Below are 24,832 nucleotides of genomic sequence, written 5' to 3' on the forward strand. Positions count from 1 at the left end.
GTCCCGTCAGCTAGCGGGGGCAGTGGCCTTGGCGAGCTTATCCTGGTTGCTCTGCATCACCTTATATGCGCGCTCATACCAGTCGGTGCCCGGATAATTGGCCCCGAGCACCGCCGCGGATTTCTGCGCCTCGGCGGGCACGCCCAAAGCGAGATAAGTCTCCGTAAGCCGCAGCAGCGCTTCGGGCACGTGCGTCGTGGTCTGATACTGATCGACGACCGCGCGGAAACGCAGCGAGGCCGACAGCCACTGGCCACGCGACTGGTAGAAGCGGCCGATCTCCATTTCCTTGCCCGCCAAGTGATCGCGAACCAGGTCAATCTTGAGCCGCGCGTCGGACGCGTATTTGGAGTTCGGATAGCGCCGGGTAAGCTCGCCCAGCGAATCGAGCGCTTGTTGGGTGATCTTCTGATCGCGCGTCACATCGCTGATCTGCTCGTAATAGCTGAGAGCCACGAGATAATAGGCATAAGGCGCGTCGCGATTGCCGGGATGGACCGCGAGGAAGCGCTGCGCCGAGGCGATCGCCTGCGTATAATCCTGCTCGAGATAATAGCTGAACGCTCCCATCAGCTGCGCGCGTCGCGCCCACACCGAATAGGGATGCTGGCGCTCGACCTCGTCGAACAGGGCGGCGGCCAGCTTGTACTGGTGCGCATCGAGCTTATCCTTGCCGGCGCTGTAGAGCGTGCCGACGTCGCGCGCGACATAAGGAAGATCGGACTTGGCGCCACGCTTGGCGCACCCGGCGACCGAAAGTGCGAGCACGGGAACGAGGGCGAGCGCGAGGACGCGGCGATGGAATGTACGCATGGGAACGGGCCTTAGCCCGTCCGAGTGGCTTCAAACAATCCTTTTCGCGGCGGGATTGGGGCGGGAGCGCAATCAGGCTATGCGCGTTGCCGCAGGACGAGCGCTTCCAGCCAAGGATTTCCAGTGACCGCAACGCTTCTCGCCACCCACCGAGTCGAAAAGCCCTGGGGCCGCCACGAACTATGGCCCGGCTTCACCGATCCCTCCGCGGAAGGCGAGCCGGTGGGGGAAATCTGGTTCCAGGCGCCGGGTGATTCCACGCCGGATCTGCTGATCAAATACCTCTTCACCAGCGAGAAACTGTCGGTGCAAGTGCATCCCGACGACGCACAGGCCAAGGCCGCGGGGCTGCCGCGAGGAAAGGACGAATGCTGGGTGATCCTGGGGGCCGAGCCCGATTCGACCATTGCGCTCGGCACCAAATACCCCACCGACCGGGAAACATTGCGGGCGGCGGCGCTCGACGGGTCGATCGAGGATTTGCTGGACTGGAAGCCAGTGAAGGCCGGCGACTTCTTTTATTCGGCATCGGGCACGATCCACGCGATCGGCGCGGGGATTACGCTGGTCGAGGTGCAGCAGAACAGCGAGACTACCTATCGGCTATATGACTATGACCGCCCGCGCGAGCTGCACCTGGATCAGGGCTTGGCGGTTTCCGATCCCGTGCCGTTCCTGCCGCATCCCATGCCGGGCAAGGTCGCCCAGGGGCGCACGATCCTGGTCGAAGGGCCGAAATTCGTGCTCGAACGGTGGAATGGCGACAAGCGGAGCGTTGCGCTGCCCGCCGGCGTTACAGGCTGGCTAGTCGCGCTGGCAGGCAGTGGAAGCGTGGACGGCACGAACTTCGACGCGGGCCAATGCCTTATAGTCGAAGGCAGCGCGCAAGTTAGTGCAGATGCCGCGGGCGACTTGTTGTTCGCTTATCCCGGTGATTGCCGGATATGACGCATAGCTGCGCGATGAACGGCGAGTAGTTTCCCGTTCACGCAACCTCCTCGTGCGTGGTCGGTTATTATTGCACCCGAAACGACAGGAGTAATTCCATGCGTCTTCTTTATGCCGCTGCCATTGCCGCTGTGGCCATTCCGGCAATGCCGGCAGCCGCCCAGAACTATAACGAGCGCGCCGCGCGCGTCGATTGCCAGCGCGACCTGCGTGACGCAGACTCGCGCCGCGAAGTTCGCCGCGAGTTGCGCGATTGCCGCGAAGACATTCGCGAAGCCCGCCGCGACGATCGCCGTTCGTGGCAGCGCGATTGGCGCGGTTACCGCAACTATGACTATAACCGCCTGCCGCGTGGCGAGAGCCAATATTGGGCCGACGATTATTATCGTGATGGCCGCTATTATCGCGAGCGTCGCCTGACACGCAACGACCGCATCTATCGCGGACGCGACGGACGCTATTATTGCCGCCGCACGGATGGCACGACGGGCCTGATCGTCGGCGGCGTCGCTGGTGGCTTGTTCGGCAACGCGATTACGAGCGGCCGCAACTCGACGCTCGGCACGTTGCTGGGCGCGGTAGCGGGTGCCTCGATAGGCGCTTCGGTAGACCGGAACAACAGCCGCAACGGCGACGTGCGCTGCCGCTAATAGGCCTCACGCCACGCAGGCGGGAGAAGGCCCGGCGGGAAACCGCCGGGCCTTTTGCTATCTCTATAGCGTGAGCGCCATGAACACGGTGCCCGGGGGTGTCGGCGCATAATAAGGCTCGATACGACGAAATCCCGTTTGCTCGTAGAGCCTGATCGCGCCTGTCATGCTGGCCAGCGTATCGAGCCGGAGTTCGCGATATCCGATATTCCGGGCGCTTTCGATCACGGCATAAGCGAGCTCCCGCCCGATGCCGCGGCCACGCCCTTCGGGCCGCAGATAAAGCCGCTTCATCTCGCAACATCCCGGATCGGGGAGAGGACGCAGGCCGACACATCCGAGGACCTCGCCAGCGGCGCGCGCCAGTAGCAGCGAGCCGCCAGGCGGCGCATATTTGCCGGGAAGCGAGGCGAGTTCCGCTGCGAAATCCTGGTATCCCAGGCTGATGGGCAGCGATGCCGCATAGGCATCGAATAACGACATGGCGACGTGGAGATCCGCGTCAGTCTCAACCGGCCCAATGGAGCAAATGCGGGAGGTGCCGCTCGCATTGCGGGTCACCGCAAAGCCTTCAGATCAGCCCGCCGGTCAGGAACAGGCGCAGGCCGCTGATAATGCATACCAGCAGATTGAGATTGCGCCCCGAAGTGCGCCCCGAGACCACGCCAAGTGCCGCGCCGACGATAGCGATCGGCAGCGCGATCCAATTAAGCATCGGCACCAGCGGAATGGGGATGATCCCGACCAGGGCGATCAGGAAGGCGATGATGCCGATGAGGATCGAAAGCAGGTTTAGCATGGCCGTCCTATAGCGCCTCGACGGTGTATTATCAATACAGCACAGTCACGCTGCCAGGGGGATCAGCACTTCGTTGCGGCGGAGCGGCGCGGGCGTGAGGGGGGAATTGTAGAATGCGTGCTCGACCGGGCCGGCCGCGCGCAGACCCTGCTCCTTCATCCAGCGCCGCAGCTCGGCTTCCTGCGCGCCGAGCGCCCGATCGTCGCTTGCGCCATTGAAGCGAACCGCGGCGATGCGGCGCGGCGGCAGCGCACGCAGCGAAACGCCCTCCTCGGGCGCCAGGCTCTCGGGATCGATGCGCGCGGGCATCACCAGCCGAGTGCGCCAGCCGCGCCCGTCTTCATCGCCATCGGCCAGCACCGGTACGGTGCGCCCCGAGCCGCCGCGCCCGAACAGATATTCGGCGAGCCTGCCCAGTCCGCGCGCAACCGCCGATTCGCGCATTCCCTGCATCACCGTCTCGGCGACCCACAGCCGCGGATAATCGCGCACACTGAAAGCGCCTTCGCGCGTAACCGTGCGGAACGATACGGCCTGCTCGTCGCGCGAAAGCATGAGATAGCCGACGCCGGCAGCCAGCCCCGCGGCAATGCCGCCGCCGATCATCTTCACGTTGAATTGCATGGAATCCCCCTGCGCTCGATTGCAGTCAACGCATTCGATCCGTCCGGGGTTCCGATCATGGTTAACGCGGAATTTGCCCGTTAACCAGCCTTCCCAATGCAATCTTAACCTTCCCCGGGCATGACGCGGATGCCCAAAGGAGCGCGTGAATGGCCTTCAGCCGAGCTTGTCTTATACCTTTCCTCCTGCCGCTAGCGCTGGCGGGATGCGGAGGCTCGGACCTTCCCAATGTGGACGAGGCGAGCGGAAACGCCGCCGATCCGGCCTTGGCGAGCGCGCTGCAGGACCAGATCATGGTGGACCCCCAGCTTGGCCGCCAGGCGAATGGCGATGCCATCCGCCCGCCCGGCCAGCCCTATTCGGCGGGCGTGCCCGATGATGGCGTGGCCGCCAACACCGATAAGGTGGATCTGGGCGAGCTGATCAAGGCCCCTGCCCCTACCGAAGCCGGCAAGGATTGCACCGAATGCGCCGCAGCGCGCGAAAGCGTGACGCTTGGCGGCCTGGCCGCGCGCCAGAAGGACACGCGGACCAGCCAGTGCGCCGCGTCGCTGTCATATGGCACCGGCTGGGCCAACCGCCTGCCGCGTGACCTGCCGCTCTTCCCGCAAGCGCGCGTCACCGAAGCAGCGGGCAGCGAGGAGGGGCAATGCGCCTTGCGCGCGGTGAGCTTTTCATCCGCCCAGCCGATGCAGACGATGCTAGACTATTATTATACCAGGGCGACCAAATCGGGTTACTCGTCCGAGCACCAGCTCGATGGCAACCAGCACATCCTGGGCGGCACGCGCGAGCGCGACGGCGGCTCATACGTGCTGTTCCTCACCTCGCGTGCCGATGGCGGGACGGACATCGACATGGTGGCGAACAACGGCAGCTAACGCCTCGCTTACCCGATCGGCAAAGGCGGCCCGAGCCGAAGCCCGGGCAGGCGTCGAGGCTCAGAACTCCGTCGACAGCCGCACTCCGGCGTGGCGCTTGAAATCGCGAGGCGGCAGATAGTCGATCGCCGGCTGATTGCCGAAATTGCCGAACTGATTGCCGATGGCGACGATATAACCCTTGTCGAACACGTTGTTGACGAACAACCGGACCGTCCATCCCCGATCCCCCGCGCGAACGCCCGCGCTGAGGTTCAGGATCGAATAGGCGGCTATCGGAGTGGAGGGGTCCGAGCTCGGCGTGCGGCTCTGCCAATTGAACGCGCCGCTGAACAACGCCTCCACATCGCCGCCGGCAGGGGCCGCGAAGTCGAATCCGACATTGCCCCGCCATTGCGGAACGCCCAGCCGCGTGCCGGAAAGATCCTGCCGTGCCGGGGTGCCCGCGCAACCCAGCGCCGCGGTCTGGCCGGGGTAGCAAGTAGCTGTCGGGTAACTCACGAATTTGGCGTCGAGATAGGCCAGGCTTCCGTACAGGCTCAAACCAGTGGTGGGGCGGATCAGGAAATCCGCCTCCACGCCCTGGGTTCGCGCCATTCCCGCATTGGTGAGCCGGAAGGTCGGCACGCCCAGGATGTTCTCGATGCTCTGGGTCTGAAGATTGCTGTAATCGGTGCGGAATATGGTGCCGTTGAGCGTGAGGCGGCGATCCATCAATTGCGCGCGGAAGCCCGCTTCATAGGAATCGGACTCTTCGGCGCGGATCGGGCCCAGATTGGCGCGGGTCTGGTTGAACCCGGTCGTCAGGTCATAGGCTTGCCCCTTGTGACCGCGGGCGTGCGACGCGAAGACCATCAAGTCTTCGGTGAATTCATGCTTGAGGCCGACACGATAAGTCATCACGCCGTCGGTGGCGTTCCCGGCGAAGCGCGCGACCGGCGTCGTGCGCAGATCGTTGAAGGTATAATCAATCTTCTCGCGCTGTCCGCGCAGCCCTGCGGTGAGCGTGGTGCCGGGAAGGAATTCCCAATCGACCTGGCCGAACGCCGCCAATTGCTTCGAGCCGGCAGTGGCGTTCCATTCCGCCAGCGAGAAGGCCGGCCCGCGCTTGTAGCTGCGGCGCTGCTCCGAATTGGCGTAGAAGATACCGGCGGTGTAGCGCAGCGGCCCGGTCGAGGGTGAAAGCAGGCGGACCTCCTGCGTGAAGGAATCGGCATCGAACCTTCCGTCCGCGAGATTTCGCAACACGGTCGATCGGGTGCGATCGGAATCGATGCGATCGAACGATTCATAGTCGTCATAGGCCGTGATGGAAACGAGCGTCAGGCCGCCCGGCAGATCCCAGCTTGCCCGCAGCGAGCGCCCGAAAGCAGTCGAGTGGAAAAAGGGCTGATCGTCGAGCGTCACCTGAAGATTGTCAGGCCCGGGGGTGATGCCGGGCATGATCACCGCGGGCGTCTGCGTGGCATTGCCGCGGAGCCGCGCGGCGGGCGAGAGCACGCGATAGGCATAGACCGGATCGGAATCGACCTTGGCATAATTGAGGTTGAGATCGAAGGAGAGCTCGGGCGTCGGGCTCCAGACGGCGCGGGCGCGCGCGCTGATATTCTCGGAGCCGTTGACCGTCTCACCGGTGGTGAGGTTCCTCACATTGCCGTCGAAATTGCGATAGGACACGCCGAAGCCCACGCCGAGCGTATCGCTGACGGGGCCGGAGGCCGACATGTTGCCGGCGAATTCCCGGTCGGTGGTCGCGCTGAGCGAAACGCGGCCGTCGAATTCCGAGCCGGGCGCCTTGGTGACGATGTTGATGAGGCCGGCCGATGCGTTCTTGCCATAGAGCGTGCTTTGCGGGCCCCGCAGCACTTCGATCCGCTCGATATCGGTCAGGTCTGAAAACGCGCGGGCCTGAAAGGCGAGCGGCACGTCATCGATCTGGATCGCCACAGCCGATTCTACGCCGATGCTGAACGCGAAGGTGCCGATGCCGCGAATGTTGATCGATGCGTTCTGCGCCGAATCGGCGGGGCGGATCGAGAGCGAGGGCGCAACCTTCATGAGCTCGGTGAACTCGCGCACATTGGCGGTTTCGAGCTGCTGGCCCGTGACGACGGTGACTGCGAGCGGCACATCCTGGACGTTTTCGGCGCGCTTTTGCGCAGTGACGATGATCTCGTCGTCGTCACCCGCGCCTACCGGCTCGGTCTGAGCAAAAGCTGGAGCTGCAACGAGCAACAGAGCCGCGCTGCCGAACAAAGTATCGCGCGTACCGCGCAGAAATGCTTTCATGATTCGCCTCCCAAAGCTCCTGTCCCAGCATGCGGCATCCGCTGCCGATTTCTGGGATGGTCAGGCCAATTACATTATTTGGGGGTCAATTGTCGACTCCCTGTCAGGCCAGATCGTAAAGTACCGAAATTGGCCTGACCGTCTGGTCGGATGGATAACCGGGTGAGGAAGCTAGACGTTGACCGGGCGCACGCGATTGTGCATCGCGGCTCTCGCGCGGGCGTAGCTCAATGGCAGAGCAGAAGCTTCCCAAGCTTACGACGAGGGTTCGATTCCCTTCGCCCGCTCCAGTCGCTTACCGGAGCATTCCCTATGCGCCACGCCGCGGCATTCCTCGCACTGGCGCTTGCCGCCGCATTGCCGGCACACGCGCAGACCAATACCAAGGCGCAGGCGCAGGCGCTCGAGCTGCTGAAGCGCGGGATCGCCTTTCGCACCGTGGCCGGGACGGGCAACCAGACCTTCGGCTATGCCACTTACCTGAAGACCCAGCTCGTCGCCGGCGGCTTCGCCGATAGCGATGTGCGCGTCGAAAAGCTTGGGGATACGGCATATCTGGTGGCGCGCTACCGTGGCGCCGCGGCCGCGAAGAAGCCGATCTACATCTCGGCGCATATGGACGTGGTGGAGGCCAAGCCTGCCGACTGGACGCGCGACCCGTTCACGCCGGTGATCGAGAACGGCTATATCTGGGGCCGCGGTGCGAGCGACAACAAATACGACCTTTCGACCATGATCGCGACGCTGATCCAGTTGAAGCGCGAAGGATTCAAGCCCGGCCGCGACATCCTCCTCCTTGCATCGGGCGATGAGGAAACCGCGATGAAAACCACGCAGAAGCTCGCCGAGGAATTCCATGACGCCGAGCTGCTGCTCAACATCGACGGCGGCGGCGGCGAACTGGACGAGACGGGCAAGGCGGTGCTGTTCGGAATCCAGGGCGCGGAAAAGACCTATGCCGATTACGAACTGACCTTCACCAATCCGGGCGGCCATTCGAGCGCGCCGGGAAAGAGCAATGCGATCTATTCGCTGGCGCGCGCGCTGGAGAAGATCGCCGCGTATCAATTCCCCGCGGAGATCAACGAGATCACCCGCGCGAGCTTCGAAGCCGGCATTCCCAATTCGGACAAGCCGATGGCGGAAGCGACGCGCCGCTTCCTGGCGAACAAGGACGACGCCGAGGCTCTCGCCTATCTGCGCTCCTATCCGGGGCTGATCGGTCAGACCGGAACGACCTGTGTCGCGACGATGGTGAGCGCGGGGCATGCGCCGAACGCCCTGCCCCAGCGCGCCACCGCGACAGTCAATTGCCGGATATTCCCGGGCACCAAGACCAAGGCAGTCGAAGAGACGCTCGCCCGAGTGGTGGGCGATCCCGATCTCAAGATCGTCGAGCTCGACACCGGGACGACCGCCAGCGACGCATCGCCGCTGCGCCCCGACCTGATGAAGCTGGTGACTAGGCTGATCCGCGCGCGTTTCCCCGGCGTGCCGATCGTGCCCTCCATGTCGTCAGGGGCTAGCGACAGCATGTGGTTTCGCGCGCGCGGCGTGCCCAGCTATGGCGTGAGCCCGATATTCATGAAATCGTCCGACGGCTTCGCGCACGGGCTGAACGAGCGCACGCCGCTGAGCGAAATCGCCCCATCCATCGTCTATTACCGGGCAATGCTCAAAGAGCTTGCGAAGTAAGCATGACTGCCCGCTACGATGCCCTGATCATCGGCGGCGGGCATAACGGGCTGGTCTGCGCCTTTTATCTCGCGCGCGCCGGCATGAAGGTTCGCGTGCTGGAGCGGCGTCATGTGGTGGGCGGCGCGGCGGTTACCGAGGAATTCGCGCCCGGATTCCGCAATTCCACCGCGAGCTACACGGTCAGCCTGCTCCGCCCCAAGGTGATCGCCGACATGAAGCTTCACCAGCGCGGCTGGCGCGTGGTCGAGCGGGAGATCAGCAACTTCCTGCCGCATGACGGCGGCTATTTGAAGCTCGGCGGGGGCACCGGGCGAACCGCGGCCGAGTTCGCACGCTTTTCGAGGAAGGACGCCGAAGCTCTTCCGTTTTATGAAACGGCGCTGGAGCGCGTCGCGCAGGTGCTGCGCGACATGGCGCTCAAGACGCCTCCGAATGCCGGAGGAGGCCTGCGCGCGCTGCTCGCCGCGGCGTCGCAGGGGCGCAAGCTCGCGGGCATGAGCCTGGAAGCGCAGCGCGACACGATGGACCTGTTCGTCAAATCGGCGCGCGGCTTCCTCGATGGCTGGTTCGAGAACGAGTATGTGAAGGCCGCGTTCGGCTTCGATGCGGTGGTCGGCAATTATGCCAGTCCCGATACGCCGGGCAGCGCCTATGTGTTGCTCCATCACGTTTTCGGCGAAGTGAACGGCAAGAAGGGCGCCTGGGGGCATTCGATCGGCGGAATGGGCGCGATCACGCGGCTGATGGCGGAAGCATGCGTGGAAGCGGGCGTCGAAATCAGCCTCGAGGCGCCGGTCGCAAAGTTGCTGGTCGACGGAGGCAAGGCCGCGGGCGTGCGGCTGGAGAGCGGCGAGGAGATCGCGGCCAAGGTGGTCGCGGCGAATGTGGGCCCTGCCCTGCTCTACCGCCAGCTGATCGACCGCAGCGATCTGGGCGCGGACTTCGCCAGGCGGATCGATAATTTCAAGGCGGGCTCGGGCACTTTCCGAATGAATGTGGCTTTGTCGGAACTGCCCGATTTCACGGTGCTTCCCGGCAAGGTGAAGGCCGAGCATCACACCGCCGGCATCATGATCTGCCCCACGCTCGATTATATGGATCGCGCCTATACGAGTGCGCGCGCCAACGGCTGGTCGGAAGAGCCGATCGTCGAGATCACGATTCCGAGCACCGTCGACGATACCCTCGCCCCGTCCGGACAGCATGTCGCGGCGCTGTTCTGCCAGCAATTCGCGCCGGTGCTGCCCGAGGGCCGAAGCTGGGACGACGAGCGCGAAGCCGCGGCGGACCGCATCATCGACACGGTCACCCGGCACGCGCCCAATTTCAAATCATCGGTGATCGCGCGCCAGATCCACTCCCCACTTGATCTCGAGCGCAAGTTCGGGCTGATCGGCGGGGATATCATGCACGGGCACATGTCGCTCGATCAGCTCTGGGCCGCGCGGCCCGTGCTCGGCCATGGCGATTATCGCGGGCCGATCAGCGGCCTATACATGTGCGGCGCGGGCACGCATCCGGGAGGCGGCGTCACCGGCGCGCCGGGGCACAATGCGGCTCGGGAGATCCTACGCGACCGGAGCGGGTTCGGGCGCCTGTTCGGCTGAGCGGCGAGCAAGGAAATAGAGCGGCACCGCCGTCGCCATCAGCAACAGGCTGAGGCCGATCGCTTCGTACCCGGCGCCCCAGATCGCCCAGAACGCGAACGCCAACCCGATCACCGCGGCGGGCCGCGCCACACCGAGCACCAGCGCCGTAACGCATGCGCCCGCATAGAACCACAGGGTAGCAGCCGTCGTCACCCTCAGCATGAAATCATAGATTGCCGCGGTGTCGCGCGTAATGTTGCTGAGCACGAGCACGCTCGCCAGCACACTCGACGCGACGAGAGCACCAACCGGCACGTCGCGAGAATCGGTGCGGCCGATCGAGGCGGGGATCACACCGGCGCGCGCCATTCCGAGCGGCACTTCGCCCTGGAGCAACACCCAGCCATTAAGCGCGCCGATCGCGGCCACCGCCGCAAAGCCCGCCACCGCGAGACCGGCCCCGCGCCCCCAGAAGCTTTCCACGAACAGTGCCACCGGAGCGTTCGCCCCCGCGACGACTTCCTGCGGCATGGCGAAAATGATGCCCGAGCAGGCGATGAGATAGAGTAGGCCGGTCAGGCCGACCCCCGCCAGCGTGGCGCGCGGGATCGTGCGCGCTGGATCGCGAACGCGCGCCGCCGCGACACCCGCGCATTCGAAGCCGACCATCGCGAAGAATGCGAGCGTCACCGCCGAGCTGAGCTGGCGCGGATCGAACGGGGCATGCGGGTGCGCGCCGGCCGTAAGACCGCCGCCCGCGCCGAGCTGGACGAGCAGCACGATGATCGCGGCCAGCGGCACCAGCTTGATGATCGTGGTGGCGACCTGGAAGCGCCCCGCCGCCGGCGCGCCGCGCAAATTGAGCAAGGTGATCATCCAGAGCAGCCCAACCGCACCCGCGACCAGCGTGAACGAGGAAAATGCCAGCGGCGGCCAGAACACGGCGAGATACCGCACCGCAGTCAGCGCGATGAATGCGTTGGCGGACCAGATGCCCGCCCAGAAGCTCCAGCCGATAAGCACGCCGGGCAGCGGACCCAGCACGCTGGCGCAGATCGCCAGCGTGCCCGTCGCCTCGGGCTTTGCGCGCGACAGGCCGGCGATGACCAAGGCGAGCACCATCGCACCCGTGATCGCCGCTACCCATGCGGCTACGCTGGTGAAGCCGAATGGAGCGAGCTGCGCCGGGAGAGCGAAGAAGCCCGATCCGATCATGTTGCCGACCACCAGCGCGGTCGCGGTCCAAAAGCCGAATGGCCGTCTCGTAATGTCCGTCATTCCTCCCCCCGGAAAAATCAAATCCCGCCGTCGAATGTCTCCAGCCCCATGGAGCCCAATCCCACGATCAGCGCATCGCCGCATGCGTCGAGCAATTCCTGCCGGGTCGCGCGGATGACGAAATTCGCCCCCGTCCGCCCGTCGCGGAAGAAGGGGTAGCTGCCGATCGCCACGCCACTGTCAGCTCCTTGGCTATGCGCGCGTTCGGTCGCATGAAGCAGTTCCGCGATCTCGCTTTCGGCGACCCAGGCGCCGATCGTGCGCGACAGGACCGGCCGGCCGCCCTCGAGCGTGCCCGTCAGCGCATCGAGCATCCCCGCCGCGATATGCGGGACTCCCGCCAGGATGAAGACGTTGCCGATCCGGATGCCGGGCGCGCCCGACACGCGGTTTACGATCAGTTCGGCCCCTTCGGGCACGCGCGCCATGCGGAGCCGCGCATCGGTGATCCCGCCTCGGCTTTCATAATAGCGCGTCAGCACCTCACGCGCGGCAGGGTGGATCGTTACGCCCACGCCCAGCGCCGCCGCGATGGCATCCACGGTGATGTCGTCATGCGTAGGGCCGATGCCGCCGGTGGTGAAGAGATAGTCGTTACGGGTCCTGAGCGCGTTCACCGCCTCGACGATCGAATCCTGCACATCGGGCACGACGCGCACTTCGGCCAGGCGGATTCCCTGCACATTGAGCCAGGTGGCGAGCTGCGCAACGTTCCTGTCCTGGGTGCGCCCGGACAGGATCTCGTCGCCGATCACCACCAGTGCCGCGGTCCAGATGCGCTCGGTCATCGCCGATGACTAGGCCCTCGAAAACCGCGGCGCAAACGTCTATATGCCCGCCATGACCGAATATGTGACCGTCACCGCCGACATGCCGCAGACCAAGGACGGCGCGATCAAGCTTCACGGGCCTGACGGGTTTGCCGGCATGCGCAAGGCGGGCCGGCTCGCCGCCGAGATCCTCGATGCGCTGGCCGCGCATGTCGTGCCCGGCGTCACCACCGGCGAGCTCGACGATATCGTGCGGACCATGGCGATCGCCGGCGGCGGCGTTCCCGCCACGCTGGGCTATCGCGGCTATACGCACAGCTCCTGCATCTCGATAAACCACGTCGTCTGCCACGGCATTCCGGGCGAGAAGACGCTAAAGGACGGCGACATCGTCAATATCGACGTGACTCCCCTGGTGGAGGGCTGGCACGGCGACACGAGCCGCATGTTCCTGGTGGGCGACGTGCCGATCAAGGCGAAGCGGCTGGTGGACGTCACCTATGAATGCCTGATGCTCGGGCTGGAGCAAGCCAAGCCGGGCAATCATCTGGGCGACATCAGCCATGCGATCCAAGCGCATGCCGAAAAGCATCGCTATGGCGTAGTCCGCGATTTCTGCGGACATGGCGTGGGGCGCCTGTTCCACGATGCGCCCGAAGTCGTCCATGTCGGCCGGCCGGGCACCGGGCCCGAACTGCGGCCGGGGATGTTCTTCACGGTCGAGCCGATGATCAATATCGGACGACCCGATGTGAAGCTGCTCGACGACGGCTGGACGGCGGTTACGCGCGACCGGTCGCTTTCTGCACAGTTCGAGCATTCGATCGGGATCACCGAAACCGGCTGCGAAATCTTCACTCGCAGCCCCAAGGGCCTGGATCGCCCGCCTTATTGATCCGGGATTGATCCGGGCGCGCAATCCCTGACAACTATATCCATTTCGGACCTACATTCTAGCAGACCCCGATTTCCTATGGTTAATCCCCCCGAGGGGGTAGCGATCTATGTCGGAGGGAATGCCGGAGCGCACGGGGCGTGTCGATCCCGATGGGAAGAAATGGCGACGGCTCAAGCGCATCTGGATCCCCGAGCTCGATACCGACGTAGACGAAGAGATCAAGCGGCTGAGGGACTCGCTGAAGCTGGAGCAACTGGGCGCCGATCGCGGAAGAGAGCAGCTACCGACCCAAGCGGACAAGACCCTCGACGAGCCCCAGATGGAAGTTTGCGGGCGCGTATTCGCGGGCATCCACCTACTCAACGCGATGCTCGACGAGCGGGTCAGCGATGCCGTGAAACGCGCGCGGGGCGAAGAAACGCCCCGCGTCGATGCCGAGCAGGTTCGCGAAGAGGCCGGGATCGCTATCAATCGCTGCTTTGAGGAACATCGACCGAAATTGGTGGAGCTGCGCCGCAACGACCTGAGCAGCCAGAACAATCTTCGCCATTTCATCCACACCAACGGCCTGACCCGCGACGCGCATTACGAGGAATCGGTGGTCAAGGTGGTCGGAATCATCGTGGGCATGTTCGTGCTCGAATCGGTGATCAACGGATCGCTCTTCGCGCAGGTGGTCGCGGACGGGCTGATCGGTGGCGCGGCGATTGCCGGGATGATCAGCGGCGTCAATATCCTGAGCGGGGTATGCACGGGCCTGTGGGGATGGCGGAATATCGGACATCGCCGGACCGAGCTGAAGGCGCTGGGAACCGTGATCACGCTGGCGGTGCACAGCCTGGCGATCTACTTCAATTTTGTCGTGGCCCACACGCGCGAAGTCGCCGAACGGCTTGCCGCGATGGAAGATTTCAACTTCGATCTCAGCCAGCTGACTACCGAGACCGCGACTCATATCAGCACGCACGGCCTGTTCGGCGTAGGCTCGCTTCAGTCCTGGGCGCTGCTGCTGCTCGGCATCTTCATCCACTTTATCGCGGCGAAGGAAGGGTGGGACGATCTCGCGGATCGGTATCCCGATTACAAGAAATACCACCTCCACGCATGCGAGGCCCAACGCGCCTTCGCCGACGGCCTGGCGGAGTTGCGCGACGACATCCGCGACGCACTGGAAGAGGTGGAGAGCGAAGCCAAGCAGACCCTGGCCGCGGCGCGCGAATCCTATGAGACCATCGCCGAGTTGTTCGACATCGCGACCGAGCGTCAGCAGGAGGTCCGCGACAGCGAAGACGAATGGGTCGGCGGGGGCAATCGCCTGCTCAAGACCTATCGCGATACCAATCTCAAGATCCGCACCCCCGGCACCGAGCCCGCTTATTTCGCCACGTATCCCAGCGCCAAGGACTATCGCCGCCGCAATTTCGACGCGGACTCCACGCCTTCGGACGAAATCGAGGAGCGGACCCGTGGGGTGGCGGCGTCGATCCAGGAGCTGATCGCGCTGCGGGACAAAGCGAAGGGCACGGCCGAGAGCGCCGAGGCGGCGCTCAAGGGAGTGCACCGCCATGTCAGCAACAGCCTGAAGGAAGTGGATGCCCGCATCGACATCGAAAGCCTGAAGATCACCAAGGAAGTGTCGGAGTGGATGGACCGAACCGGTCTGAATGGGCCTAAAGCCCCTGCGGAGCCCACAGCCTCCGCTACGCCGATGCAGCCGGCGTGAAAAGCCGCCCGCGCAGTTCCCCCGCGTCTCGCAAGCTGCAGGCCAGCAAGGCGAAGAAGGATCGGTTGGGCTATACCATCATGGCGCTGAGCCTGGGCGTGGTGATCTTCCTGGCGGCCATTGGGATACTCACCCGCCCGACCAAGGCGGATCCGCTCACCGGCTGCCCTCTCGATCGCAAGCCGCCGCAGTCGCACACGATTCTGCTGGTGGACGAGACCGACAAATTAAGCCGCGCCGAACTGGCCTATGCCAAAGCGCTGATACTCAACGAATATTATTGGCTGCCGATTGGCGGGCGGCTGACCGTTCGCACCATCGTATCGGATCGCGACAGTGCCGAGGACATCGCAGTCTGCCGCATGGACGACGGTTCGAAGTCGCTCGGAATTTACGACAACGCCAAGATGATCCGAAAGACATTCGACAAGACCGCAGGCGCACGCCTCGAGAAGCTCTACGAGGCTCTGAAAAACGCCCCCATCCAGGCCAATTCGCCGATCATGGAATATGTGGCGGAAGCGATGGATCGGGCAAATTTCGGATCGAACGTTAAGGCGCGCCGGCTGGTGATATTGTCGGACATGGCGCAGCACAGCGACCTGCACAGCCAATATGGAAGGTCGGCTCGGGGAAAGCCCAGCAAACAGGCCATGGAGGAACTGGAGCGCGACATGACGGGGGTGCATGTGCGCATCCAATATGTCCCGCGCCGCAGCCTTTCCGCGATGCAGGGCAAGGCGCACCGCGCATTCTGGACCAGCTATTTTGAGAAGATGAAGGCGGAAAGAGCGGCCGTCGGGCACGGGTTGCTGATCGGCGAGGATTCTGCGCGGGAGACGTTTAGCGATGGAAGTTGATCAGAATACCAGATCGCAGGGACCCGGGCGCCTGATCGCCAGCCTCTTCGCCGGGCTTAGAGGAAGAGGGGTCGACAATGTGATCGACGTGCCCACCGCGGTGATGATTCCGATCGTCGCGGCGATGCTGGCCGATGGGCGCGTGGAACCCGAGGAATTGCTGCAGATCGAATCGGTTTGCGCCTCAAGCCCGATCTACGAGCGCAATTCGTCGGCGGAAAACGACTATATCATCTCGCGCGCCGGCAAGCTCATACAGGATCACGGCCTGGATGGAGCATGCCAGCGGGCGTGCCAATGCCTGAGCCCCGCGTTGCGCGAAACCGCGTTCGTGCACGCCGTCCGCGTGATATTCAGTGACGGCTATGTTGGGCAACTCGAGCGCGAGGTCATCGACAAGATGATCAGCTGGCTGGAAATGGATCGCGAGCGTGCGCGGATGATGGTCGATGTCGTCTCGGTGATGCAACACACCGCCATAGCCTGACTTCGCAGCCCTGCCCCGGTTTCAGGCAATGCGCGGCGCGATGCTCATTTGTTAGGCAGCTATTAACTTTCCGGGCACGCACGCCACCAAGGAAATCGGCGCAATAGCGGCTGGCACGCTTGTTGTAAGACGCGCGATGGGGAACAAGCGTTCGTCCGATTTCCTATGGGGTGTTCCAGGCCGTGAAAAAGATCGAAGCGATCATCAAGCCGTTCAAGCTCGATGAAGTGAAGGAAGCGCTGCACGAAGTGGGCGTCAGCGGCATCACCGTCACCGAGGCCAAGGGCTTCGGCCGGCAAAAGGGGCATACCGAGCTTTATCGCGGCGCCGAATATGTCGTGGATTTCCTCCCCAAGGTGAAGCTCGAAGTTGTCGTCGAGGATGCGCTCGCCGAGCGCGTTGTGGAGGCGATCGCGGCGGCGGCGCAGACGGGGCGGATCGGAGACGGCAAGATCTTCGTGATCCCGGTAGAGACCGCGCTACGCATCCGCACGGGTGAGCGCAACGAAAACGCGGTTTGACGCAGCGCAACATCCTAGCGATGTTGCGCCTGCACAGGTAATTTTATTGCCCGATTCGTGGGGCTTTTGAACAAGAGCGAAAGGGGTTTCTCATGGCGAATTCAGCCAGCGACGTTCTCAAGATGGTCAAGGACAACGAAATCGAGTGGATCGATCTGCGGTTCACCGATCCCAAGGGCAAGTGGCAGCACCTGACCATGGTGGCGAAGGTGATCGGCGAGGACGAGCTGACCGACGGGCTGATGTTCGACGGCTCCTCGATCGAGGGCTGGAAGGCGATCAACGAGAGCGACATGATCCTCAAGCCCGATCTGGACGCGGTGTGGATCGATCCCTTCTCGGCCACGCCGATGCTGATCCTGGTCTGCGACATCGTCGAACCTTCGACCGGCGAACTCTACAGCCGCGATCCGCGCTCGACCGCCAAGCGTTCGGAAGCCTATCTGAAGACGCTCGGCATCGGCGACACGGTCTATGTCGGCCCCGAGGCTGAGTTCTTCATGTTCGACGATGTCCGCTTCGAGAACAGCTATTCGACCAGCTATTACGCGATCGACGATATCGAGCTGCCTGGCAATTCGGGCAAGGAATATGAAGGCGGCAATCTGGGCCACCGTCCGCGCGCGAAGGGCGGCTATTTCCCGGTCGCCCCGGTCGACAGCGCCGTCGATATCCGGGGCGAGATGGTCTCGACCATGCTCGAAATGGGCCTCCCATGCGACAAGCATCACCACGAAGTCGCCGCCGCGCAGCACGAACTGGGCCTGACCTTCGGCACGCTGGTCCAGACCGCGGATCGCATGCAGATCTACAAGTACGTCGTGCACCAGGTGGCGCATGCTTACGGCAAGACCGCGACCTTCATGCCCAAGCCGATCAAGGAAGATAACGGATCGGGGATGCACACCCACATCTCGATCTGGCAGGGCAGCAACCCGCTCTTCGCCGGAAACGGCTATGCCGGCCTCAGCGACATGTGCCTCTATTTCATCGGTGGCGTGATCAAGCACGCCAAGTCGCTGAACGCCTTTACCAATCCGAGCACCAACAGCTACAAGCGGCTGGTCCCGGGCTATGAAGCGCCCGTACTGCTCGCTTATTCGAGCCGCAACCGCTCGGCATCCTGCCGCATTCCTTATGGCGCGGGCAGCAAGGCCAAGCGCGTCGAGTTCCGCTTTCCGGACGCGCTGGCCAATCCGTATCTCTGCTATGCGGCACTGCTTATGGCCGGCCTGGACGGCATCCAGAACCGCATCCATCCGGGCGAGCCGATGGACAAAAACCTCTACGACCTGCCCCCGGCCGAGCTGGAGCAGGTCCCGACGGTTTGCGGCTCGCTTCGCGAAGCGCTCGACAGCCTCGAGGCCGATCAGGAGTATCTGCTCAAGGGCGACGTCTTCACCCGTGACCAGATCGCCGCCTATGTCGAGATCAAGCGCGCGGACGTCGCCCGCTGGGAGATGACTCCGAGCCCGGTCGAGTACGACATGTATTACAGCGCCTGATCCGGCGGATCGGACAAGAACGAGGGCGTCCGGAGCGATCCGGGCGCCCTTTGCGCGTCAGGGAGTCTGGAAGCCCGTTGCCCGCAGGCCGAGGCCCGCGCGGGGATCCTGTTTGCTGAAGAACAAGCCCCCTTTGACGCGGCCATGGCCGGGAACATAATCCAGCGTTGCCGTGCTGGTTTCGTCCCCCGCTTTCCCTTCGATCGCCACTGCCGCCGCAGTGCCGCCCGACAGATTGACCGCCTCGAACTCCACGACGAAACCCGCCCGGCCAATCTCGACGCGCAGCGGCCGCACCTGGATCGCGGGAAGCGCAGCCTCCTGCCGGTCCAGCGCTTCGCGCGCGATCATGCCACCCACCAGCAGGATCAGCGCAAGCCCGACCGCCGCGGCGATCCATTCCAGCGGCGGCGTATTGGCAACGCCCTTGCGACCCTGTGTCATCCCAATTCCCTAAATCACCAGCCGCGCCATGGCCGCGCCCACCGCGCCCGGGAAAGCCAGCACCACGATGGTGCTGGCAATCGCCGCCGCATCGCCCGCGTCCATGCGGCCGAACGTCCACAACACATAAGAGCTTGCCAGCAATGCAATGGCATAGCCGGGCACCGTGAAGATCAGGAAGCGCCGCGCCAGCCCATATCCCTCGGGCGCGTCCCGCTGCCCCGCAAAGCCCACGGCGAACACCAGAAGATGGAGCGACAGCATCGAGCCGAGCAACAGCAGCAGCGTCTGCCATGCCGACATCTTGAAGCCGATCAGGATCATCTCCTCGGTCGGCGCCACGTTGAAGGCCAGGAAGAGCGCCCCCGCCAGCATCAGGAAGAGCTGGCCCGCATAACCTGCCGAGCGCGCCGCCTTTTCCGCATCGTCGTCGGCCTCTCCCCCGCTCAATTGCTTGCGCGCGATCATCGCGCCGAAGCTTGCCGGGATGCACTGGATCGCGATCATCCCGCCGATCTGGTCCAGAGGCATGTCGGGGGAAAGCAGCCCGAACATCGCCAGGATTGCGCCCGCGGAGAGAATACCTACGCCATAGGCGGCGACCGCATCGAGCACGTCTTCGGCGACGGTCGAGGTCTTCTCGAATCCACCGAAGCGGGAGAGGAATACCAGCACGACGAAATTGAGCGCGACGAACAGCAGCAGCCGCAGTGGCTGAACGTAGAGGCCGATGGACCACATCTCCATCGTCATCAGCAGCGGGAGGCCGAAGATGATCGCGCCTGCGAACGCCCGCGCCAGCCCGGCGGCATAGTCTTGGCTGGTATACGGGCGCTCGGGCATCCGCGCCTGTCTCCCACGCGGGGGCTGCGCCGACAAGTGCTTGGCCCGCCGCGTTCGAGCGATTAGGCTTGGCGCATGCTCCGAACCCTCCTCCCCGCCTTCGCCCTGCTTGCAGCCACACCCGCCGCCGCGCAGCTTTCCAAACAGGAAGCCGCGATCACCGCCGCTATCGACAAGGAAAACGACCGCACGCTCACCCTGCTCGAGCGGATGGTGAACCAGAATAGCGGCACGCTGAACCTGGCGGGCGTGCGCACGATGGGGGAGATGCTGCGGCCCGAGTTCGAGGCGCTCGGCTTCAAGGTCGATTGGATCGAGCTGCCGGAAACCAAGCGCGCCGGGCATTTCGTCGCGACGCACAAGGGCAATGGCCGGGGCAAGCGCATGCTGCTGATCGCGCATGTCGATACGGTGTTCGAGGCCAGCTCGCCGTTCCAGAAGTTCGTCCGTGAGGGAGACAAGGCAGTCGGCCCCGGCGTAGTGGACGACAAGGGCGGGATCGCCGTGATCGTCGCGGCGCTGCGGGCGATGCAGGCGGCGGGGACGCTGAAAAACGCCGACATCATGGTGATGTTCACCGGCGACGAGGAGAAAACAGGCGACCCGATCCCGGTTGCACGCCGCGACTTGATCGAGGCCGGCAAATGGGCCGATGTCGCGCTCGAATTCGAGAATCTGGCGAAGGAAGACGGCAAGGAATTCGGCACGGTCGCCCGGCGCAGCGCCAATAACTGGACCCTGACCGCCACCGGCAAGACCGGCCATGGCGGCAGTGTCTTCACCCCGAGCCTCGGCTATGGCGCGATCTATGAGATCACGCGCATCCTGAACGCCTGGCGCAGCGAGCTGATCGAAGAGAATTTGACTTTCAACGTGGGCGTAATCGCGGGGGGCACTCCGGCGAGCATCGATGCCGATGGCGTGAAGGTGGAGGCAGCGGGCAAGACCAACGTGATCCCCGCCCAGGCAATCGCCCGCGGCGATTTGCGCAGCCTTACCCCTGAGCAGGACGCGGCGGCGCGCGCGAAGATGCTGGCGATCGCCGCACAGCATCTGCCTGGCACTTCGGCGACGCTGACCTTCCAGGACAATACGCCGCCAATGGCGCCGACCGACGGCAATCGCGCGCTGCTCACGCGGATCAATGCGATCAACCGCGACCTGGGGCTGCCGGAAATGGCCGAGTTTCCGCCCGCCAAGCGCGGCGCGGCCGATTCGAGCTTCGTCGCGGCCTATGCCGATACGCTCGCCGGGATGGGCCCCGTGGGCGGCACGCTGCATGCCGAGGGCGAATGGCTGGAGGTTCCGAGCATCGCGCTTCAGGCGAAACGCGCCGCGATCCTGATGAGCCGCCTGGCGAGGGAGAAACGTTGATGGAACAGGACCCGATCGTCCGACGTTGCGCAGCGATGCGATACAGCGCCACGCTCCCCCTTCTGCTCCTAGCCGCGTGCAGCGGTGGCGGAGGGCCGGGCGGCGGCACTCCCGCGCCGACACCCACCCCAAATACCGCCCCCAGCTTCACCTCGGCCACAACCGCAACCGTCGTTGAGAATGCGGCGCTGGGCTATCAGGCCATAGCGACCGATGCGCAGGGTAATGCGATCGGTTATTCGGTCTCGGGTGGAGCGGACGCTGCGCGCTTTACGATCACGCCCGCCGGCGCGCTGAGCTTCTCCGCTGCGCCCAATTTCGACCTTCCCGGCGATAGCGACGGCGACAATGTCTATCAGGTCCAGCTCACCGCGAGCGACGCGAGCCTCAGCTCGACGCTCAGCCTGCAAGTCACCGTCACCAACAGCCGCGAAGGCATCGCGGTCAAGCGCGTCGGCACCGGCTTCGATCAGCCGCTTTATGTGGCGGCTGTTCCGGGCGACTCGAGCCGCGTCTTCGTCGTTGAAAAAGAGGGGCGCGTCTGGCTGCTGACGCCCGCGACCGGGGCGAAGACGCTGGCCTTCACCGCCGGCGGCCTCACCATCGATGGCGAGCGCGGCCTGCTGGGCCTTGCCGCGCGTCCCGATTACGCGACCTCGAACATCGTCTTCGTCCATGCCACCGGTGCGAGCGGCGCCGTGGAGATCCGCGAGTATAATGTCGCGACCGGCGCCATGCGGCTCGTGCTGTCCACACCACATTCCACGGAGAACAACCATAATGGCGGCTGGATCGGCTTCGGCCCCGACGGCTTCCTCTATGATGCGGTCGGCGATGGCGGCGGTGGAGGCGATCCGGCCAACAACGCTCAGAATGTGAATTCGCGCCTCGGCAAGATCCTGCGGCTGCGCCTCGACACCGCCCCCGGATCGGGCACGCCCTTCGCGCCCGCGCCCGGCAATCCGTTCATCGCGGGCGGGGGTGACCCCTATGTCTTCGCCTATGGCCTCAGAAACCCGTTCCGCAGCTCGTTTGACGGCAACCGGCTGATCATCGGGGATGTGGGGCAAAGCGCGATCGAGGAAGTCGATGTCGTGCGCACCGACCAGCCGGGCCTCAATTTCGGCTGGCGCTTTCTGGAGGGCACCCAGCCTTATACCGGGACTGCGCCGGCTGGGCTCACAGCGCCGGTGACCCAATATGATCACGGGACGGGACCCAGGCAGGGCCGAACAGTCATCGGGGGCTATGTCTATCGCGGCCCGGTGGTTTCGCTGTCCGGGCTATATGTGTTTGGCGACTTCGTCAGCGGCAACATCTGGACGTTGCCGGCCGCCTCGCTCGTCCAGGGGTCCCTATTTCCCTCGGGCAGCTATGAGCGCCGCAATCTGGATTTTACTCCCGATGTGGCCGCGATCGACAATCTCGCCTCCTTCGGTCAGGACAGCGCGGGCAATCTCTACATCGTCGATTTCTTCGGCGAGATCTTCATGGTGACGCCCGGCTGATTGCACGAACGGGGCTGGGGCCGCTTGCTGCGGCCCCAGCCCTGGCCCGTGCTACGGCGTCGAACTGGCAGGCGCGCTAGCCTGCACCGGAGCAGCTTCAATCGTCGCCCCGGCGGGCAGCGCCACCGGGATCGCCTCGCTCGTATAGCCTTTCAGCTCGCGGCCTTCGGGAATTCTCGCGCTCTTGCCGGTGATGAAAAGCAAGGGCGCGGCGAGGACGACTGCGCCGACCGCCGCGACCGTCGATCCTTCGCCTTCCTGACGGAACTTGCCGTTGATCGGAATGCGGCGTCCGTTCAAATCGACATAGCGCAGCTCGATTTCCATCTTGCCGGATTTCCCGAATACGGCACGGCCGGTTCTCCACGTGACTTCGCCCATTGCCAGCGATCCTTTGGGAATCACGACATATTGCCCGAGCATCACGTCGTTCGAGACCGTGAGCCCGAACATCTCGCCTTCCTTGACGCGCTTGGAACTGAGCTCCTGATTCAGCTTCACGAACACTTCGGTGCCGGAAGCCAGTGCATGCTCCGGAGCCGCGGGGCGCGCCAAGGCTACGACAGGCACCTCCTGCGCATCGGCAACCCCAGGACAACAAAAGGTGACGGCGATCACGGTCGCAAGATAGATACGCATAATTCCTCCCCCAGATACGAAGCATAACCTATTGTGAGTTGGCTTGGAGTCAATGCGGGCGACCGCGCCTGGGCCGGTCCCCGTTGCGGGCCATGTCCCCTTGAAGCGGCGGCCGGCACGCTGCATCTAGGCCCATACCGAAATTTCGAATTTGGAAGCGAGAGACGAGATGCGCAGCTATCTGAAGCACTATATCGACGGCGCATGGGTGGAAAGCGAAGGGGGCACGAAGCATGACGTGATCAACCCCGCCACCGAAACCGCCACCGCCGAGATCATGCTGGGCTCGGCCGCCGATGTCGACAAGGCCGCGGCCGCCGCTTCGCGGGCCTTCGAGATATTTTCGCGCACTTCGGTCGACGAGCGCATCGCACTGCTCGAGCGTATTCTCGAAGCCTATAAGGCGCGCGCCGGCGACATGGCCGAGGCGATCAGCCTAGAGATGGGCGCGCCGCTCAGCCTGGCGAAGACCGCACAGGTCGGCTCGGGTATCGGCCATCTGATGTCCGCGATCCGGGCGCTGCGCGAATTCACTTTCGAGGAGCAGATCGGCAACAGCCTGGTCGTTCACGAGCCCATCGGCGTGGTGGCGATGATCACGCCCTGGAACTGGCCGCTCAACCAGATCGTATCCAAGGTCGCCCCCGCCCTGGCCGCGGGCTGCACGATGATCCTCAAGCCCAGCGAGGAAGCGCCGAGTTGCGCCGTGATCTTCGCCGAAGTGATGCATGCCGCGGGCGTGCCGGCGGGAGTGTTCAACCTCGTCAATGGCGACGGCCCCGGCGTGGGCACTGCGCTCAGCACCCATAAGCTCGTCGATATGGTGAGCTTCACCGGATCGACTCGCGCCGGCGTGCTCGTCGCCAAGAATGCCGCGGACACCGTGAAGCGCGTCCATCAGGAACTGGGCGGCAAGTCGCCTTCGCTGATGCTAGAAAGCGCAGATGCGGCCGCCGCTGTGAAGGGCACGCTGGCCACCGTCCTCATGAATTCGGGCCAGAGCTGCATCGCGCCCGCCCGCTTGCTCGTCCCCGAGAGCAGGGCGGCGGAAGTCACTGCGCTCGCCGCCGAGATCATGAAGGCGACTCCAACCGGCGATCCGGCCGAGGAAGGCCGCCATATCGGCCCGGTGGTCAACAAGGCGCAGTGGGACAAGATTCAGGGCCTGATCGCCAAGGGCATGGAAGAAGGCGCCACGCTCGAGACCGGCGGCCCCGGCCGGCCCGACGGAATGGACACCGGCTATTTCGTCAAACCTACGCTCTTCTCCGGCGTGACCAACGACATGACGATCGCGCGCGAGGAGATATTCGGGCCGGTCGTTACGATCATTCCCTACAAGGATGAGGAAGACGCGATCCGCATCGCCAACGATACGGATTACGGCTTGTCCGCGGTGCTGTTTGGCGACGCCGAGAGCGTCAAGCGCGTCGCGCCGCGGCTCCGCGCCGGCATGGTCTATGTCAATGGCGGCCAGCCGAGCCCGGACCTGCCGTTCGGCGGCTACAAGCAATCGGGCAATGGCCGCGAGCACGGCAAGTTCGGGCTCGCCGAATTCATGGAGATTAAATCGCTCGTGGGGGCTTTTGCGTAGGCCCGGCCGGCAAAGAAATTAACTGCACCGGCCCAGTCGTGCCTTCGAGAGGACACGGCCATGAGCTACGAACGATTGATGCAGGAGCATGCGCGGA

24 protein-coding genes and 1 tRNA gene are annotated in these 24,832 nt (G+C 64.3%); 15 read left to right on the top strand and 10 right to left on the bottom strand.

Annotated features, from left to right (window positions below):
- Nucleotides 1-6 precede the first annotated feature (6 nt).
- The gene (locus VF617_RS10185) at nt 7-813 is read right to left on the bottom strand and encodes an outer membrane protein assembly factor BamD (protein ID WP_331014768.1); all 807 of its coding nucleotides are present in this window, start codon (nt 811-813) and stop codon (nt 7-9) included.
- 123 nt (nt 814-936) lie between these two features.
- Here VF617_RS10185 and VF617_RS10190 point away from each other — a divergent pair, with 123 nt between their 5' ends.
- On the top strand, nt 937-1,761 hold the full coding sequence (locus VF617_RS10190; protein WP_331014769.1) for a class I mannose-6-phosphate isomerase: 825 nt from the start codon (nt 937-939) through the stop codon (nt 1,759-1,761).
- A gap of 98 nt (nt 1,762-1,859) precedes the next feature.
- Nucleotides 1,860-2,411 carry a glycine zipper 2TM domain-containing protein gene (locus tag VF617_RS10195; RefSeq protein WP_331014770.1) on the top strand — a complete coding sequence of 184 codons (552 nt, stop codon included), beginning with the start codon at nt 1,860-1,862 and terminating at the stop codon, nt 2,409-2,411.
- 63 nt (nt 2,412-2,474) lie between these two features.
- On the opposite strand, the gene VF617_RS10200 is transcribed toward VF617_RS10195, so the two are convergent.
- The 3 genes from VF617_RS10200 to VF617_RS10210 all read right to left on the bottom strand — a co-directional run bounded on the left by VF617_RS10200 (nt 2,475) and on the right by VF617_RS10210 (nt 3,834).
- Nucleotides 2,475-2,894, bottom strand: a complete 420-nt coding sequence (locus VF617_RS10200; protein ID WP_331014771.1) for a GNAT family N-acetyltransferase — start codon at nt 2,892-2,894, stop codon at nt 2,475-2,477.
- A gap of 88 nt (nt 2,895-2,982) precedes the next feature.
- Nucleotides 2,983-3,210 (bottom strand): hypothetical protein, encoded by a 228-nt coding sequence (locus VF617_RS10205; protein WP_331014772.1) that lies wholly within the window; start codon nt 3,208-3,210, stop codon nt 2,983-2,985.
- 45 nt (nt 3,211-3,255) lie between these two features.
- A complete protein-coding gene (locus VF617_RS10210) occupies nt 3,256-3,834 on the bottom strand; it encodes a heme-binding protein (RefSeq protein WP_331014773.1) in 579 nt (192 codons plus the stop codon).
- Between the two features lie 149 nt (nt 3,835-3,983).
- Here VF617_RS10210 and VF617_RS10215 point away from each other — a divergent pair, with 149 nt between their 5' ends.
- The gene (locus VF617_RS10215; RefSeq protein WP_331014774.1) at nt 3,984-4,715 is read left to right on the top strand and encodes a hypothetical protein; all 732 of its coding nucleotides are present in this window, start codon (nt 3,984-3,986) and stop codon (nt 4,713-4,715) included.
- 60 nt (nt 4,716-4,775) lie between these two features.
- Here the strand turns inward: VF617_RS10215 and VF617_RS10220 are convergent, their stop codons facing one another.
- Complete coding sequence (locus VF617_RS10220; protein WP_331014775.1) at nt 4,776-7,004, bottom strand: TonB-dependent receptor; 2,229 nt, start codon at nt 7,002-7,004, stop codon at nt 4,776-4,778.
- A 216-nt stretch (nt 7,005-7,220) separates the two neighbouring features.
- Here VF617_RS10220 and VF617_RS10225 point away from each other — a divergent pair.
- The 3 genes from VF617_RS10225 to VF617_RS10235 all read left to right on the top strand — a co-directional run bounded on the left by VF617_RS10225 (nt 7,221) and on the right by VF617_RS10235 (nt 10,309).
- A tRNA-Gly gene (locus VF617_RS10225) sits at nt 7,221-7,294 on the top strand.
- Between the two features lie 22 nt (nt 7,295-7,316).
- Nucleotides 7,317-8,699: a M20/M25/M40 family metallo-hydrolase gene (locus VF617_RS10230; protein WP_331014776.1), complete on the top strand. Its 1,383-nt coding sequence runs from the start codon at nt 7,317-7,319 to the stop codon at nt 8,697-8,699.
- 2 nt (nt 8,700-8,701) lie between these two features.
- Entirely contained in the window at nt 8,702-10,309 is a 1,608-nt protein-coding gene (locus VF617_RS10235) for an NAD(P)/FAD-dependent oxidoreductase (protein WP_331014777.1), read from the top strand.
- On the opposite strand, the gene VF617_RS10240 is transcribed toward VF617_RS10235, so the two are convergent.
- The gene (locus tag VF617_RS10240; RefSeq protein ID WP_331014778.1) at nt 10,271-11,569 is read right to left on the bottom strand and encodes an APC family permease; all 1,299 of its coding nucleotides are present in this window, start codon (nt 11,567-11,569) and stop codon (nt 10,271-10,273) included. The two genes, VF617_RS10235 and VF617_RS10240, sit on opposite strands and share 39 nt — an antisense overlap.
- 17 nt (nt 11,570-11,586) lie before the next feature.
- Complete coding sequence (locus VF617_RS10245; protein WP_331014779.1) at nt 11,587-12,357, bottom strand: competence/damage-inducible protein A; 771 nt, start codon at nt 12,355-12,357, stop codon at nt 11,587-11,589.
- Between the two features lie 52 nt (nt 12,358-12,409).
- On the opposite strand from VF617_RS10245, the gene map reads away from it, so the two are divergent.
- From map to glnA, 6 genes are all read left to right on the top strand, one after another.
- The gene (gene map / locus VF617_RS10250) at nt 12,410-13,234 is read left to right on the top strand and encodes a type I methionyl aminopeptidase (RefSeq protein WP_331014851.1); all 825 of its coding nucleotides are present in this window, start codon (nt 12,410-12,412) and stop codon (nt 13,232-13,234) included.
- Between the two features lie 121 nt (nt 13,235-13,355).
- The gene (locus tag VF617_RS10255; RefSeq protein ID WP_331014780.1) at nt 13,356-14,960 is read left to right on the top strand and encodes a hypothetical protein; all 1,605 of its coding nucleotides are present in this window, start codon (nt 13,356-13,358) and stop codon (nt 14,958-14,960) included.
- Nucleotides 14,957-15,820, top strand: coding sequence for a hypothetical protein (locus tag VF617_RS10260; RefSeq protein WP_331014781.1), 864 nt, complete (start codon nt 14,957-14,959; stop codon nt 15,818-15,820). The genes VF617_RS10255 and VF617_RS10260 overlap by 4 nt, the downstream gene beginning before the upstream one ends.
- Complete coding sequence (locus VF617_RS10265) at nt 15,810-16,307, top strand: tellurite resistance TerB family protein (protein WP_331014782.1); 498 nt, start codon at nt 15,810-15,812, stop codon at nt 16,305-16,307. Before VF617_RS10260 ends, VF617_RS10265 begins: the two co-directional genes overlap by 11 nt.
- Before the next feature lie 182 nt (nt 16,308-16,489).
- Nucleotides 16,490-16,828, top strand: coding sequence for a P-II family nitrogen regulator (locus VF617_RS10270; protein ID WP_331014783.1), 339 nt, complete (start codon nt 16,490-16,492; stop codon nt 16,826-16,828).
- Between the two features lie 92 nt (nt 16,829-16,920).
- Nucleotides 16,921-18,333, top strand: coding sequence for a type I glutamate--ammonia ligase (gene glnA, locus VF617_RS10275; protein ID WP_331014784.1), 1,413 nt, complete (start codon nt 16,921-16,923; stop codon nt 18,331-18,333).
- 57 nt (nt 18,334-18,390) lie between these two features.
- Here glnA and VF617_RS10280 read toward each other — a convergent pair whose 3' ends face one another.
- Both VF617_RS10280 and VF617_RS10285 read right to left on the bottom strand, forming a co-directional pair.
- Complete coding sequence (locus tag VF617_RS10280; RefSeq protein WP_331014785.1) at nt 18,391-18,777, bottom strand: hypothetical protein; 387 nt, start codon at nt 18,775-18,777, stop codon at nt 18,391-18,393.
- Nucleotides 18,778-18,786: 9 nt separating this feature from the next.
- A complete protein-coding gene (locus VF617_RS10285) occupies nt 18,787-19,620 on the bottom strand; it encodes a TIGR02587 family membrane protein (RefSeq protein WP_331014786.1) in 834 nt (277 codons plus the stop codon).
- Between the two features lie 75 nt (nt 19,621-19,695).
- Between VF617_RS10285 and VF617_RS10290 the strand changes: the two genes are divergently transcribed.
- Together VF617_RS10290 and VF617_RS10295 are read left to right on the top strand one after the other, a co-directional pair.
- The gene (locus tag VF617_RS10290; protein WP_331014787.1) at nt 19,696-20,994 is read left to right on the top strand and encodes a M20/M25/M40 family metallo-hydrolase; all 1,299 of its coding nucleotides are present in this window, start codon (nt 19,696-19,698) and stop codon (nt 20,992-20,994) included.
- On the top strand, nt 20,994-22,502 hold the full coding sequence (locus tag VF617_RS10295; protein WP_331014788.1) for a PQQ-dependent sugar dehydrogenase: 1,509 nt from the start codon (nt 20,994-20,996) through the stop codon (nt 22,500-22,502). The genes VF617_RS10290 and VF617_RS10295 overlap by 1 nt, the downstream gene beginning before the upstream one ends.
- Before the next feature lie 51 nt (nt 22,503-22,553).
- Here the strand turns inward: VF617_RS10295 and VF617_RS10300 are convergent, their stop codons facing one another.
- Nucleotides 22,554-23,141 (bottom strand): hypothetical protein, encoded by a 588-nt coding sequence (locus tag VF617_RS10300; RefSeq protein WP_331014789.1) that lies wholly within the window; start codon nt 23,139-23,141, stop codon nt 22,554-22,556.
- 169 nt (nt 23,142-23,310) lie between these two features.
- On the opposite strand from VF617_RS10300, the gene VF617_RS10305 reads away from it, so the two are divergent.
- The gene (locus tag VF617_RS10305; protein ID WP_331014790.1) at nt 23,311-24,735 is read left to right on the top strand and encodes an aldehyde dehydrogenase family protein; all 1,425 of its coding nucleotides are present in this window, start codon (nt 23,311-23,313) and stop codon (nt 24,733-24,735) included.
- Nucleotides 24,736-24,832 lie beyond the last annotated feature (97 nt).

The sequence above is a fragment of the Sphingomonas sp. genome (assembly GCF_036388215.1).
Classification (GTDB): domain Bacteria; phylum Pseudomonadota; class Alphaproteobacteria; order Sphingomonadales; family Sphingomonadaceae; genus Sphingomonas.

Bases quoted from the DNA above. Each gene is read 5' to 3' on its own strand.
- VF617_RS10205 (WP_331014772.1), bottom strand. From the start codon at position 3,210: ATGCTAAACCTGCTTTCGATCCTCATCGGCATCATCGCCTTCCTGATC.
- VF617_RS10230 (WP_331014776.1), top strand. From the start codon at position 7,317: ATGCGCCACGCCGCGGCATTCCTCGCACTGGCGCTTGCCGCCGCATTG.
- VF617_RS10245 (WP_331014779.1), bottom strand. From the start codon at position 12,357: ATGACCGAGCGCATCTGGACCGCGGCACTGGTGGTGATCGGCGACGAG.
- glnA (WP_331014784.1), top strand. From the start codon at position 16,921: ATGGCGAATTCAGCCAGCGACGTTCTCAAGATGGTCAAGGACAACGAA.
- VF617_RS10195 (WP_331014770.1), top strand. From the start codon at position 1,860: ATGCGTCTTCTTTATGCCGCTGCCATTGCCGCTGTGGCCATTCCGGCA.
- VF617_RS10255 (WP_331014780.1), top strand. From the start codon at position 13,356: ATGCCGGAGCGCACGGGGCGTGTCGATCCCGATGGGAAGAAATGGCGA.
- VF617_RS10200 (WP_331014771.1), bottom strand. From the start codon at position 2,894: ATGTCGTTATTCGATGCCTATGCGGCATCGCTGCCCATCAGCCTGGGA.
- VF617_RS10215 (WP_331014774.1), top strand. From the start codon at position 3,984: ATGGCCTTCAGCCGAGCTTGTCTTATACCTTTCCTCCTGCCGCTAGCG.
- VF617_RS10265 (WP_331014782.1), top strand. From the start codon at position 15,810: ATGGAAGTTGATCAGAATACCAGATCGCAGGGACCCGGGCGCCTGATC.
- VF617_RS10285 (WP_331014786.1), bottom strand. From the start codon at position 19,620: ATGCCCGAGCGCCCGTATACCAGCCAAGACTATGCCGCCGGGCTGGCG.
- VF617_RS10290 (WP_331014787.1), top strand. From the start codon at position 19,696: ATGCTCCGAACCCTCCTCCCCGCCTTCGCCCTGCTTGCAGCCACACCC.
- VF617_RS10210 (WP_331014773.1), bottom strand. From the start codon at position 3,834: ATGCAATTCAACGTGAAGATGATCGGCGGCGGCATTGCCGCGGGGCTG.
- VF617_RS10295 (WP_331014788.1), top strand. From the start codon at position 20,994: ATGGAACAGGACCCGATCGTCCGACGTTGCGCAGCGATGCGATACAGC.
- VF617_RS10240 (WP_331014778.1), bottom strand. From the start codon at position 11,569: ATGACGGACATTACGAGACGGCCATTCGGCTTTTGGACCGCGACCGCG.
- VF617_RS10300 (WP_331014789.1), bottom strand. From the start codon at position 23,141: ATGCGTATCTATCTTGCGACCGTGATCGCCGTCACCTTTTGTTGTCCT.
- map (WP_331014851.1), top strand. From the start codon at position 12,410: ATGACCGAATATGTGACCGTCACCGCCGACATGCCGCAGACCAAGGAC.
- VF617_RS10220 (WP_331014775.1), bottom strand. From the start codon at position 7,004: ATGAAAGCATTTCTGCGCGGTACGCGCGATACTTTGTTCGGCAGCGCG.
- VF617_RS10305 (WP_331014790.1), top strand. From the start codon at position 23,311: ATGCGCAGCTATCTGAAGCACTATATCGACGGCGCATGGGTGGAAAGC.
- VF617_RS10185 (WP_331014768.1), bottom strand. From the start codon at position 813: ATGCGTACATTCCATCGCCGCGTCCTCGCGCTCGCCCTCGTTCCCGTG.
- VF617_RS10235 (WP_331014777.1), top strand. From the start codon at position 8,702: ATGACTGCCCGCTACGATGCCCTGATCATCGGCGGCGGGCATAACGGG.
- VF617_RS10280 (WP_331014785.1), bottom strand. From the start codon at position 18,777: ATGACACAGGGTCGCAAGGGCGTTGCCAATACGCCGCCGCTGGAATGG.